General features: G+C 73.1%; 11 protein-coding genes. 2 read left to right on the forward strand and 9 right to left on the reverse strand.

Annotation, left to right across the window (positions count from 1 at the left end):
* Positions 1-148: 148 nt before the first annotated feature.
* The 8 genes from ACFYYH_RS21500 to ACFYYH_RS21535 all read right to left on the reverse strand — a co-directional run bounded on the left by ACFYYH_RS21500 (position 149) and on the right by ACFYYH_RS21535 (position 10,315).
* Positions 149-811, reverse strand: a complete 663-nt coding sequence (locus ACFYYH_RS21500; RefSeq protein WP_388553283.1) for a lipopolysaccharide biosynthesis protein — start codon at positions 809-811, stop codon at positions 149-151.
* A complete protein-coding gene (locus tag ACFYYH_RS21505; protein ID WP_388553285.1) occupies positions 808-1,965 on the reverse strand; it encodes a glycosyltransferase in 1,158 nt (385 codons plus the stop codon). Before ACFYYH_RS21505 ends, ACFYYH_RS21500 begins: the two co-directional genes overlap by 4 nt.
* Positions 1,962-2,747: a polysaccharide deacetylase family protein gene (locus ACFYYH_RS21510; protein ID WP_388553287.1), complete on the reverse strand. Its 786-nt coding sequence runs from the start codon at positions 2,745-2,747 to the stop codon at positions 1,962-1,964. Before ACFYYH_RS21510 ends, ACFYYH_RS21505 begins: the two co-directional genes overlap by 4 nt.
* Positions 2,737-4,383, reverse strand: a complete 1,647-nt coding sequence (murJ, locus tag ACFYYH_RS21515; RefSeq protein WP_388553290.1) for a murein biosynthesis integral membrane protein MurJ — start codon at positions 4,381-4,383, stop codon at positions 2,737-2,739. The genes ACFYYH_RS21510 and murJ overlap by 11 nt, the downstream gene beginning before the upstream one ends.
* A 275-nt stretch (positions 4,384-4,658) precedes the next feature.
* Positions 4,659-6,152 (reverse strand): O-antigen ligase family protein, encoded by a 1,494-nt coding sequence (locus ACFYYH_RS21520; RefSeq protein WP_388553293.1) that lies wholly within the window; start codon positions 6,150-6,152, stop codon positions 4,659-4,661.
* Positions 6,152-7,831 (reverse strand): sugar transferase, encoded by a 1,680-nt coding sequence (locus ACFYYH_RS21525; RefSeq protein WP_388553295.1) that lies wholly within the window; start codon positions 7,829-7,831, stop codon positions 6,152-6,154. The genes ACFYYH_RS21520 and ACFYYH_RS21525 overlap by 1 nt, the downstream gene beginning before the upstream one ends.
* On the reverse strand, positions 7,828-9,147 hold the full coding sequence (locus tag ACFYYH_RS21530; protein ID WP_388553298.1) for a glycosyltransferase: 1,320 nt from the start codon (positions 9,145-9,147) through the stop codon (positions 7,828-7,830). Before ACFYYH_RS21530 ends, ACFYYH_RS21525 begins: the two co-directional genes overlap by 4 nt.
* A gap of 64 nt (positions 9,148-9,211) precedes the next feature.
* Positions 9,212-10,315: a DUF3344 domain-containing protein gene (locus ACFYYH_RS21535; RefSeq protein ID WP_388553300.1), complete on the reverse strand. Its 1,104-nt coding sequence runs from the start codon at positions 10,313-10,315 to the stop codon at positions 9,212-9,214.
* A gap of 277 nt (positions 10,316-10,592) precedes the next feature.
* On the opposite strand from ACFYYH_RS21535, the gene ACFYYH_RS21540 reads away from it, so the two are divergent.
* Positions 10,593-10,832 (forward strand): chaplin, encoded by a 240-nt coding sequence (locus ACFYYH_RS21540; RefSeq protein WP_388553302.1) that lies wholly within the window; start codon positions 10,593-10,595, stop codon positions 10,830-10,832.
* Positions 10,833-11,183: 351 nt separating this feature from the next.
* Entirely contained in the window at positions 11,184-11,519 is a 336-nt protein-coding gene (locus ACFYYH_RS21545; protein WP_388553304.1) for a hypothetical protein, read from the forward strand.
* Positions 11,520-11,686: 167 nt separating this feature from the next.
* Here ACFYYH_RS21545 and ACFYYH_RS21550 read toward each other — a convergent pair whose 3' ends face one another.
* On the reverse strand, positions 11,687-12,322 hold the full coding sequence (locus ACFYYH_RS21550) for a vitamin K epoxide reductase family protein (RefSeq protein WP_388553306.1): 636 nt from the start codon (positions 12,320-12,322) through the stop codon (positions 11,687-11,689).
* Positions 12,323-12,337: the final 15 nt, after the last annotated feature.

Genomic DNA, 12,337 nt, shown 5'->3' on the forward strand with positions numbered 1-12,337 from the left:
GCGGAAGGCGCGGGGGACGCGGAAGGCAGGGGAGAGGAGGGGGACGCGGGGGAGGTCCGGGCCGTGGGGTCCGGCGTCTGGGATCCGGCGGAGCGCGTGCGGGCATGGGGCGAGGACATACCGGCCTCCCGTCTCGATTCGGTGTGCATCAGACCTTCTCCGGCTGTGGCTGGGATTCCGTCGCCGGGCCCGGCACGGTCACCTGGACCCGCTCGGTCCGCCGCCTCGGCCCGACCAGCAGACCGAGCCCGCCGAGCAGCCCGCCCGCGCTGGCGCCGACCAGCGCCGCCAGGGGCGGGGACGCCGACGCGGGGCCGGCCGGCTTGGCCGCCCGGGAGAGCTGGAGCACCCGTACGTTCGTACTGCCCTGTAGGTGGGAGCCGTTGACGACCAGGGAGCGCGCGACACCGTCCGCCATGTTGACGGCGGTCGCCGGCCTGGACGAGGTCGCCGTGACGGAGATCATCGGAGCGTCCGGCGACGTGGCCGTCTTCACATTGTCCTTGAGGGTCTTCGCCGACACCCCGGCCCAGACGGGCGCGTCACCGAGCAGCGCCACCTGGGAGGCGATCCGTCCGTACGCCGTCGCGAAGCCGAGAGCCGCGGCCGGGTCGGACTTCTCCGTCGGTACGACGAGGACGTAGCTGGTGGCCGTGTACTCGGGGGTGCCGAACTGCCCGTACGCCCCGCCGGCCAGCGCGCCGCCCAGGGCCGTCGCCGGCACGACCGCCCAGAGGGGCAGCGCCTTCAGCTTCGCCGACACCGGGTTGCGCCGGGCGGCCCTGCGCCGCGGCGGACTGGACTGGTTCATGAGCAACTCACCTCTCGGGTGGGGGCCGTACCGCGCAGGGCGTGCCCGTACACCGTCATCAGTTGGTCGGCACTGTGGGAGATGTCGTAGTGGTGCGCCGCGCGGGGCACGGGCAGCCGGTGCGGAAACGCCCCTTCGAACCGCCTCAGTTCGGCGACCAGTTCGGGCAGGGAACCGCGGATCTGCCGGGCTCCCGGGGCGTCCTCGGCCGGCAGGTCGTGCAGCGCGGGGCAGGTGACATGGAGCACCGGCAGCCCGGCCGCGAGCGCCTCGACGACGGCGAGTCCGAAGGCCTCGTCGTAGGAGGTGGACACGAAGACATCCATCGCCGCGAGCAGCGAGGGCAGATCGGACCCGGACGGGGACCGCGCGGGACCGGCCGGCGGCGGATCCTCGCACGCCCCGTGGAGCAGGACCCGGTGGGCCGCTCCCTGTCGCCGCGCCAGCCGCCGCAACCGTTCCCGCTCGGGTCCGTCGCCCACCAGGAGCAGCCGGGCGCCCGGGAGTTCGGCGACGGCCTGGACCAGGGTGTCGAAGCGTTTGCTGGGGGTCAGCCGTCCGACACCGCCCACCACGAAGGCGTCCTGCGGCAGTCCGAGGCGGCTCCGGGCGGCGCGGCGGGCGCTCTCGTCGTAGGCGAAGCGCCCGACGTCGATGCCGTTGGGCACGACATGGATACGGTCACGGCGCACCCCCCAGCGCTCCAGCCGGCGCGCCACGGTGGCGGAGACGGCGACCGTCGTGGTGCCGAGGCGCTCCCCCGCGAGATAGAGCGACCGGGCGCCCGTGGAGAGCGGCCGGCCCTCGATCTGTACGGCGCCCAGGGAGTGTTCGGTGGCCACGATGGTCCGTACGCCCGCGAGCCGCGCCGCGAACCGCCCGTACAGACAGGCCCGGTAGAGATGTGTGTGGACCAGGTCGTACCGTCCCCGCTTGACCAGTCTGGTCAGCCTGGGCAGCGCGCCGAGGTCCTTGTTCCCCGTCATGGCGAGATCCGTGACGGGCACGCCGTCGGCGATGATGCCCTCGGCGACCGGACCGGGGTTGGTGAGCGTGACGACCTCGCTCTCGGTCGGCAGCCGCCTCAGCAGGAGCCGCAGTTGCTGCTCGGCACCGCCGATGCCGAGGCCGGTGATGATGTGCAGCACCCTCACAGTCCCGTCCTTCCGCCCGCGCCGGCCAGGGTGTCGGCGTACGCGGCGTACTCCGCGGCCGGGACGGGCTCGCGGCGCCAGCGGTGGAGCCGCCGTTTGAGACGGAGCCTGGGCCCGGTGTCCCTCTCCCCGACATGGACCCGGGGCAGGGCGAACATCCCGGTCAGGGGCCCGGGGCTGATGGCGCAGGCGTAGGTGTACCCGGCGGCCCGTACGGCCCTGATGACGCGGGCGTCGACCGTTCCGTACGGATAGCAGAAGCCGGTCACCTCGGCGCCGGTGAGCGTCCGGAGGAGTTCCCTGCTCCGCCCGGTCTCGACGGCGAGCAGCCCGTCGTCGGCCCGGGTGAGATCGGTGTGGCGCAGTCCGTGGGAGCCGATCTCCATCCCGGCCGCGGCGGCGGCGCGGACGCCGTCCTCGGTGAGCAGGTCCTTGCGGGGCCCCGGCCTGTCCCATTCGTTCGTACCGCCGAGGCGGCCCGGCAGGACGAAGACCGTGGCGGTGAACCCGTACGCGCGCAGCAGCGGCACGGCGCACTCCAGGAAGTCCGCGTACCCGTCGTCGAAGGTGAGCCCGACGAGTCCGGCGCCATGGCCCCGGGCGCGTGCGCGCAGCAGCCGCTCCATGCCGACGCCGGTCAGTCCGCGCCGGCGCAGCCACCGCAACTGCCGTTCGAGCCGGGCCGGTGAGACGGTCACCTGGTAGGGGTCGTCGGAGGGGTCGGCGACGGAGTGGTACATGGCTGCCCACAAGGGGCCGGGGGACACCGTGTCAGCGGGCATGTGCGAGCTTTCGTGTGAGGGGGCGGAGGATCGTGTCGATCTCGGGCGCCTGAAGGGCGCGGGCGATGACGAGGAACACGGCGGTGACGGTCACGCAGGCCGTCACGGCGCCCAGTACGGGTGAGGGCACGAGGTGTCCGCAGAGCCAGCCGGAGCCGGTGGCCGCAGCGGCGGCGGAGCTGAGTTTGACCAGTGCGCCGGTCATGGAGCGGATGTCGACGGGGACGCTGTGGCGGGCGACCCCGTGCAGCATCAGGGCGGCGGTGCAGGAGATCCCGAGGGCGTTGGCCGCGGCGATACCGAGCACTCCCCAGACCTCGACCAGCAGGGTGCCCGCGGCGGTGGTCAGGGCGAGCCCGGCGAGCATGGCGAGCGCGGGGAACCAGAGCGGGCGCGCGGCGGAGAAGTAGCAGCGCACCAGCGCCCCGACGAGGGTGTGGCCGAGCAGACCGAGCGCGTACACCCGCATCACATCGGCGGTGGCCGCCGTGTCGGCCCGGTCGAAGGCACCGCGCTGGAAGAGCACTTCGATGATCTGCGGCGCGCAGGAGATCACCGTCGCGGCTCCGACCAGCACGATCGTCCCGGCCAGCGCGAGATCGCGCTCGACCCGGCGCCGCGCCCGGTCGGTCTCCCCCGCCGCCATGGCGCGGGCGATCACCGGGAAGGTGACGGTGCACAGCATCATGGAGAGCGTCATCGGGATCTGCGCGACCTTCTGCGCGTAGTTGAGATGCGAGATGGCGCCGGCGGGCAGCGGCGCGGCGAGGAACCGCTCGATGAGGACCTGTGACTGCCTGCTGAGCGCGAAGACGACGACGGGCGCGAGCAGGGCGAGCGCCACGGGCGGTCCGCTTCCCCCGTCCTTCGTCCCGCCGCCGGTCACGGGCCGGCGCTCCGTCAGACGGCGCCAGAGGAAGGGCACTTGGACCAGCACCATCAGCACCCCGCCGAGGGCGACCCCGGCGGCGGCGGCCCGTACCCCCCACCGGTCGGTGACCACCAGCATCGTCGTGATGATCCCGGCGTTGTAGACGGCGTAGATCATCGCGGGCGCGAGAAAGCTGCCGTGCGCGCGGAGCGCCGCGCTGCAATACCCGGCCATGCCGAAGGTGAAGGCGCAGGTCGCGGTCAGCCGCGTGCAGTCGACGGCCAGTTCGGGCGCGGGCAGACCGGGCGCGAGGACGGCCACCACCCAGGGCGCGGCGGCGATCAGCAGGGCCGAGCCCGCGCTGAGGGCCAGGAAGAGCCGGGGCAGGGTCGTCCGCATGAGGAGCCGTACGGGGTCCTGCTCGGGCGGCGGCCCGGCGGCCCTGCGGGCCAGCGCCAGACTGAAGGCCGGTACGAGGATCAGGGCCATGGCGTCCTCGATGAGGAGCGTGGCGGCCACCTCGGGCACGGTCCAGGCGACGAGGAAGGCGTCGGTGTCGGGACCGGCGCCGTAGAGATGGGCGATGGTCTGGTCGCGGACCAGTCCGAGAACGGCCCCGGCGGCGGTCAGCAGGGCGGTCAGGAACGCGGCCCGTGCCAGGAACCGTCCGGAGGAGAAGGTCCCGCGCGCGCCGGGGGCCTCCTCGGCCCCGGTCGGCGGCGCGGTCCGCGCGGACGGCAGGGTCCGCGCGGGCGCGGCGGGCACGGTGGGCGCGGCGGGCGGGCGCTCCCGCGGGGCGTGCTCCGGCGCGGAGGAGGCCGGCGGGAGGTCCGGCGTCGGGGCCGGCGCGGGGCCCGGGGTGGAGGAGCGCGGCGGGAGGTCCGGGTCCGGTGGGGAGGGCTCTGTGCCGGTGGCCGGCGAAGGCGTCCGCCGCGCGGAAACGGGTGCCGGGGTGCCGGGCCGGGGGACGGACGGGGACGGCGGCTGCGACGCCCCGCCCGGAGGCGGGGGCACCGCGGGAGAAGGCTGCCTCGTATCGGTCACGCGCGGGCAGCCCCGCTCCTGGTCTCGGGGCGCCGGGCCGGGCCCAGCGCCCACCACGCGGCCAGCCCGAACATCACGGCCGTCAGTACGGTGGAGGGCCCGCCGATGTCCGCGTAGCTGAAGTCCACGATCTGCCAGACCAGCAGTCCGGTGACGACGAGGGCGCAGCCGGCCCCGCGCTGTCCGTCGCGCCCGCGGCGGGTACCGGGCAGCCTGCGCAGGGTGAGGACGAGAAGCGCCGCCCAGCTTCCCGCCAGAGCGGTGAGCCCCAGCACCCCCTGCTCGCTGAGCACGAGCAGATACATGTTGTGCGGGGAGAGCAGCGGCTGACGCTGGAAGCCGAGGCCCGCGCCCGCGGTGTCGCTGCCCGAGGAGAGCCCCAGGGAGGCATGGCTGTCGCGGTACGCGGGGAAGCCCTTCAGCCCGACGCCGGTGACCGGCTTCTCCTGCCACATATGGGTGGCCGCGGCCCACATGGTGTACCGGTCGGCGACGGACTGGTCGGGCGCGTCGGTGACCTGGGTGATGCTGTCGAGCCGTTCGCCGATCATCTGTGAGCCGACACCGAGACCCACGACGAGGACGATCCCGAGCGCCCCGGCGGCGAGGGCGACCACGGCGGCCCTGCGCGGCCCGGAGAACAGGAGCTGGAGGACGACGGCGGCGGCGGTGGCGATCCAGGCGCCCCGGCTGAAGGACAGCGCGAGCGGCACGGTCAGCAGTGCGGCGCAGACCAGGGCGACGGCCCGCTGTGTGCCGGGCCCCCAGGGCCCGCGGAGCGCCCCGTACCAGCGAGGCCCCCCCGTGCCGTCGTCGCGGCCGGGTACGGCCGGCAGCGGAGCCAGCGCGAATCCGACCGCGATGACCAGTCCGTAGGCGACGACCGTGGCCATGCCCATCACATCGGTGGGTCCGAACGTGCCGACCGCCCGGATGTTCTCGCCCCGGTACGAGGCGCCGGTGCCGGTCAGATACTGGGTGACACCGATCGAGCCCTGCGCCAGCGCGAGAGCGACGACGGCCCCGGCGACGAGCCGGAAGTCCTTGCGGTCGCGGATCAGCAGCAGCAGCGCGCCCGGCACGAGGACGAAGATCTGGAGATAGCGCGCCATCCCCGGCAGGGTGGCCGCGGGTTCATCGGCGGTGAGGGCGGCGACGGTCACCCCCAGCACCGGAAGTCCCAGCACCAGCGCGGCGGTCCGGGTCAGCGGCCGGGCCCGCTCGCGCACCAGACGGACCAGGCAGTACAGGACGAGCACCGCGGAGGCCGCGTCGGCCACACTGCCCGACCCGGCGGAGCCGTCCCCCGCCGGAGTGGCGGGGACGGCGATGAGCGCGACGACGGCCACGGCCGGCAGCACCGGCGCGGACCGGTGCAGGAACGCCCGCCAGGGGCCCGCCGGACGCGCCGGTGCCGCCGCACGCGGCCGGCGGGCGCCCGGCAGCAGGCCGCCGACGGCAACGGCGCCGGCGACGGCGTCGGCGGCCATCAGCTTCCCGCCGGACGGACCAGGGAGGCGGCGGTCCGCAGCAGGATGCACACGTCCTGCCAGAGCGACCAGTGGTCGATGTAGTGGTTGTCGAACCGCGACCGGTCCTCGATGGAGGTGTCCCCGCGCAGCCCGTGGACCTGGGCGAGTCCGGTGATGCCGACGGGCATCCGGTGCCGGGCGGCGTAACCGGGGTGGGTCTTGCTGAAGTTGGCGACGAAGAAGGGGCGTTCCGGCCGGGGGCCGACCAGGCTCATGTCACCGCGCAGTACGTTCCAGAGCTGCGGCAGTTCGTCCAGCGACGTACGGCGCAGAAAGCCGCCCACCGCGCTCATCCGGAGGTCGTTGGCGATGTTCCAGCGGGTGGCGGCCTCGTGGTCGTCGGCCGGGCGCAGGGTACGGAACTTCAGCAGGGTGAAGGGGCGGCCGTGCTGGCCCACCCGTTCCTGGCGGAAGAGCACCCCGGGTCCGTCGCCGCACCGTACGGCGAGGGCGCAGCACAGCAGGACCGGCGAGATCGCCAGCAGAACGGGCACGGTGAGCACCACGTCCAGCAGGCGCTTGGCGACCGCGCCGCGGCGGCGCGCGGCCGGCGGCTCCACCCGGTGCCAGGTGAATCCCCACAGATGCCGCGCCATGCCGGGGGCGGGGGCGGTGGTGTCCCACCGGCCCGCGCCGATGAACGAGGTGGCGCAGCCGTACTCGTGGAAGAGCGCGACCAGGGCGGACCGGTCGGTGGTCTCGCGGGAGCCGGTGAACACGGGGCCGGTGAAGGCCGGTTCGGCCGGCCCGGCACCGGGATCGAGACGGGCGACGGACCCTGCATCGCGGGGGCCGAAGCCCGGACCCGAGCCGGAGTCCGGTCCCGGACCCGAGGCCGGCCCCAGTCCCGAGCCGGAGACCGGTCCCGATCCCGATCCGAAGCCGACGAACAGCGCCTCCTGGACACCGTTCTGGATGACGGCCCGGTGGATGCCCTCGGCGGAGGTCAGCACCGGCAGGGCGGGGGCGTCCGTACCGCCGCCGCCCCGGCCGCCGTGGGCGCCCTCGCCCCGGGGAGGAGCGACGATCCCGACGGGCCGCAGCCCGTACTCGGGGTGCTGGGCGAGCAGCGCCGTCAGCCGCCGGGCCGCCGGACCCGTACCGACGACCAGCGCGGACCGCAGCCGGTCGCCCGCCGTCGCCCGCCGTCGGGCGTGGACGAGCGAGCGTCCGCCGCACGCGAGGACGATCTGTACGGCGGCCCCGCCGAGCAGCACCGTGATGTCCAGGGCGCGGGAGGGGAGGAGCCCGGCGAGCACGGCCGCGGCGGCGCACCACGAGGCGGCGATCCGGGCGGCGAGCGCGGGCAGTTGGTCCAGCGCCGACAGGACGACACCGGACCGGTAGAGCCCGCCGAGCGCGTTGAGCGCGGTCACACCGACGACGAGCTGGACGGACAGGACGGCCTCGCGCCGTTCGTCGCCGAGGACGACCGCGGACAGTACGGCGGCGAGCGCGTCCACCACGAGCAGCGGCAGGACGACGCCCCGGGACCGGCTCGCGGGGCGCTGCCGCGGCGGCGGCGCGACCCGGTCGCGGGTGTCCCGGGGAGGGGCGACGAAGACGCGCCCGGTGCGCCGGCCGGTCGCCCTCGCGGGCCCGGACGGCGACGGGACGCTGGTGCTTTCCGTGGTCACTGGGGGATCGGCTCCCTGCGCTCGGGGCGCGGCACGGCGGCGACCTCGCGGTACACGTCCGCGATGGCCTGCGCGGTCTGCCGCACGTCATAGGTGCTGAGTACGTGTTGCCGGCCCTGGCGGCCGATGGTCTCGCGCAGAGCCCCGTCGCGGAGCAGCGTGCTCACGGCGGCGGCCAGCGCGGGCGGGTCCTCGGGCGGGGTGAGACAGAGGGCCTCGCGGCCGGGCGGCAGGCTCTCGCGGGCGCCGTCCACATCGCTGAGGACGACGGGCCTGCCGCTGGCCATGGCCTCCAGCGGGGCCACCGCCATGCCCTCCCAGCGGGACGGCAGGACGACCAGATCGGCCGCCCGGTACCACGGCGCGGTGTCCGGTACGGCTCCCGCGAAGAGCACCGACGGCGGGGCCGTGGCACGCAGGACGTCGGCGTCGGGGCCGTCCCCGACGAGCACCAGCCGTGCCTGCGGCAACTGCCGTACGACCGGCTGCCAGGCCCGCAGCAGGATGTCCTGCCCCTTCTGCCTGCACAGCCGTCCCACGCACACCACGACGGGAGCGGACGGCTCCAGCGTGGCGAGGAGGGGGAGGGAGGCGCGGGCCGCGGCGGTGTCGGCGAGGACGCCGTCGGCGAGCGCGGTGCCGCCGCGGCCGGGGGGCGCGCCGGCCGCCCGGCGGGTGACCGCGGTGCCGGTGTGTCCGCGGGACGTGCCGGCCGAGCGGGCGGCCGGTGGGCCGGCGCTGTCCGGTGTGGTGCCGTACGCGCCCGCGAACCGTCCGACGTCGACCCCGTTGTGGACGACGGACCAGGCGGCGTGGACTCCGGCCCGTTCGCCGGTGCGCCGCTCGGCCTCGCTGACACAGACGACCCGGTCGGTCCACCGGACCGCCCACCGCTCCCAGTGCCTGGCCAGCCGGCCGGTCACTCCGCCGACCGCCTCGAACGACCAGGCGTGCGGCTGGAAGACGGTGGGCACCCCGCCCCGGACGGCGAGCCGTCCCGCGAGACCGGCCTTCGCGCTGTGGGCGTGCAGCAGGTCCGGGCGGACCAGCCCGACCAGCCGCGTGACCTGCCGTACCTCGTCCAGCAGGCCCGGCCCGGGGGCGCGGCCGGCCCGCCAGACATGGACCTCGGCGCCCTGGCGCGCCGCCGCCCCGGCGAGCGGCCCCTCCGGGGGGCAGGCGACGACGACGCGGACCCCGGCGCCCACCTGGGCACCGACCAGATCGAGGACCACCCGGGCCACTCCGCCGTCGACCGGCTGAACGAGATGGAGCGCCGTGAAGCCGGTCCCCGGTCGGTGCCGCTGTGCCTGCACGCGCAACTCTTTCCACTCGTCACTACAGGAAAGCAATCTCTGGAGCGGGCTCAACCGCCCGGCGTCAACTCCGTGCTTCTGCTTCTACGAAAAACGCACCGAGCCACACGGAGTCACGCTTGCTGCTGAATCGAACGCTAAGCCGATCACCGCCAGAGGCAAAAGCACCACGCAGGTCGAACACGTCCGCGTCATAGCCGAGAGTGTTCGTATAAGACGGTTGTCGTTGAATCGGAGGAGCCCCGAACTCCGTAATGCTGGAATTCATCACATCATCTGATGGATTGGACTTGTTGGAGAGCGTCACGCGCTTGCCCCGATTCGTTTTCGCGGTCAGCGCGTCACCGGTGATTCCCCGGTCCCCGTCGTACGCGATCACCCCGAGCCGCCCGGCGCCCCGGGCCGGCACCCGTAGCCCGCGGACCTCGATGCCCGCCTTCGCCCGGCTCGTGGTGAGCGATTGGAATCCGTCCCAGACCGAGAGATGGCGCAGGGGGGCGTCGGCCTTCTTGTACGCGACCACCAGGCTCCAGCCGCCCCAGGAGCCGACCCTGGACCGCCCCATGGCCACATTGATCTGTGCCACGGTGTACATGCCAGGACCGCTCGCGCGGACGATCCGGGTGACATCCGCCGACGCCTGGTAGGCGTCCACGCCCCCTGCCTTACGGTGTCCGATCACCGTGTCGGCGCGTACCGCCTTGTACTGCCCGCCGGGTTCGGCGAGCAGCACCCGGCCGTTGTCCTTGGCCGGCTTCTGCTCACCGGCGAGGAGATTGCCGCCCCAGTACAGCCGGGCGTAGGTGACGCGCGCGCCGGCCGGCGTCCGGAGCTGCGCCCGGGTGGAGTTGTAGGTGTTCGGGTCTTTGTCGACATCCGCGTAGAACATGTCGAACGCCTGATTGGCCGCGGTGCCACCGGCACGGGCCGACGCACAGACCGAAGAGGTATTTCCCGCCGTGCCGCGGCAGGAGATGGCCGAATTGGCCGCGCGTACGATCCCGCCGTGCTGCACCACCTGATAGCGCCGCTCGAAGGGAATACGGGAATCCTCCTTGACCCCCGAGAAGGCTGTCGGCGCGGCGGGAAAAGCCGCTGCCGACAACACGAGAGAGAGCAGGCCGCACAACAAGCCGCGTCTCACAACAAGAACCGCTGAATTACGCATCCACACTCTCCGTCTCGAAAGGCCGAAACAAGAAGGCACCTTTACAGAGCGCGGAGTGAAAATCACGTGAGACGCGCTGAAAAGCGCTCACCGTACAAGAAGACTCCGGGTACGGCCGCTGGGGTTACGCCCCCGGTACCAGACCGGGACGCGCTCCGGGGGGAACGTCACTCATTCGGGTGCGCAACCGATTGCTCCGTACGGCGTTGATGCATGAGTCGGGCAAACGCGCCCGGCGCTTATGTCACCTCTCTTCACGACCGAGGAGCGCTACTCCATGTCGCGTATCGCCAAGGCTGTTGTTCTCTCCACCACGGCCGCAGCCGCTGTCGCCGGCGCCTCCGGCGTCGCCTTCGCCGACGCCGACGCGAAGGCCGCCGCCGTCGGTTCGCCCGGTGTCCTGTCCGGCAATGTCATCCAGATTCCGCTCCACGTGCCCCTGAACGTCTGCGGCAACACCATCGACGCCGTCGGCCTGCTGAACCCGGCCTTCGGGAACGCCTGCGTCAACCGCTGACCTGTTCCGCCGTCTTCGTAGACGTCACACGCGAGAGCCGCTCGTCCCCCCGGGGACTGAGCGGCTCTTCTGCTGGGGGCTGCTGGGGGCGCGGCATACGGAAATCCCTTTCCCGGCGGGGGACTTCGGATCCCAACGAGGCGGCGGCGCATTCGATACGAGAATCGGGCGGGTCCCCTTCATTCGGGTGGCCCGCCCAGAATTCCCCCTGGATGGAGTTTCCGCCGCGCCGAGGAATCGTTACCCATGGCGGGGCCGCACCGGGGAAAACCCAAGGTGCCCTGGCGGAACGAGAGTTGTTCCGCCGTCCGACACCGCAGAGACAGAGCAGAACAGAGAAGGATTCGGCACATGAAGCCCATGAAGCCCATGAAGTTCGCCGCGATCGTCGCCGGTTCCGTGATGGCTCTGGGGGCCGCCGCCCCGGCCTTCGCCGCCGAGGCCCACACCCCCAGCAGTCTGAACGGCGCCCTGGACACCGTGGCCAGCCATGGGCTGCGCGACGGCAAGCCGCTCAACACCAACGCGCTGGACACGGAGAACGAGGGCTCGGTCATCAACGTGGTCAAGAAGGCAACGGACGGGCTGAACCAGGGGAAGGGAAAGGCGAAGGGGAAAGGACAGGGCAAGGGGAAGGGAAAGGGAGGAGCGGGCAAGCTGCTCGGCGGGCTCTCGCTCGGCAAGTGACCCCCGTGGCTCCCGGGGCCGACGCCATGTCGCGGGCGCGGCCTACGCGTTGACCGTGACCGGCACAGTGACCCGGCGGTCGCTTCCGTCAGCGACCCGTCGGTCGCTCCCGTAGTCGCCGCCCGACGGAACGGGCCGGGCCCGCGAGGGCCCGGACCCCGTACCGGTCAACTCGTCCAGAAGTCCCACCAGCGCGTCAGGATCAGCATCCCGATGACACCGGTCCACAGCACGGGCGGCGCCCAGGGGAACTCGACCAGCACGGCGCGCGGACCGGCGGGCGCGGGCAGGATCCGGTGCTCGATGTTGTGAACCGTGACGGAGCAGAACATCACGAGGGTGGCGACCCAGGCCAGACAGCACCACAGGCAGAGCGAGTTGATGCTGTAGAGCGACTGGTACTGGAGCCAGGTGCAGAACCCGACACCGAACAGCGTGCCCGCGTTCAGCCCGAGCCAGAACCAGCGCCGGTACCGCGCCCCGGCCAGCAGCCCCGCACCCACCGCGATCACCACCGCGTACGCGACCAGACCCAGCATCGGATTCGGAAAACCGAACACCGACGCCTGCTCGCTCTTCATGATGTTGCCGCAGGACACCACCGGATTCAGACTGCACCCCGGCGTGAAACCCGGATCCTCCAGCAACTTGAACTTGTCCAGCGTGATCACCCACGCCGCCAGCAGCCCCGCCGCCCCCGTGACCACCAGCAGCAGCGCGAACCCCCGGCCACCGCCCGCCGCCCCGTCGTGACCGTGCGCCCGCTCCCCGACCGCCGTGGCGCGTTCCCGTACCGTCGTCATGGTGTCCGCTCCGTC

Source organism: Streptomyces sp. NPDC002018, from assembly GCF_042890865.1.
GTDB lineage: Bacteria > Actinomycetota > Actinomycetes > Streptomycetales > Streptomycetaceae > Streptomyces.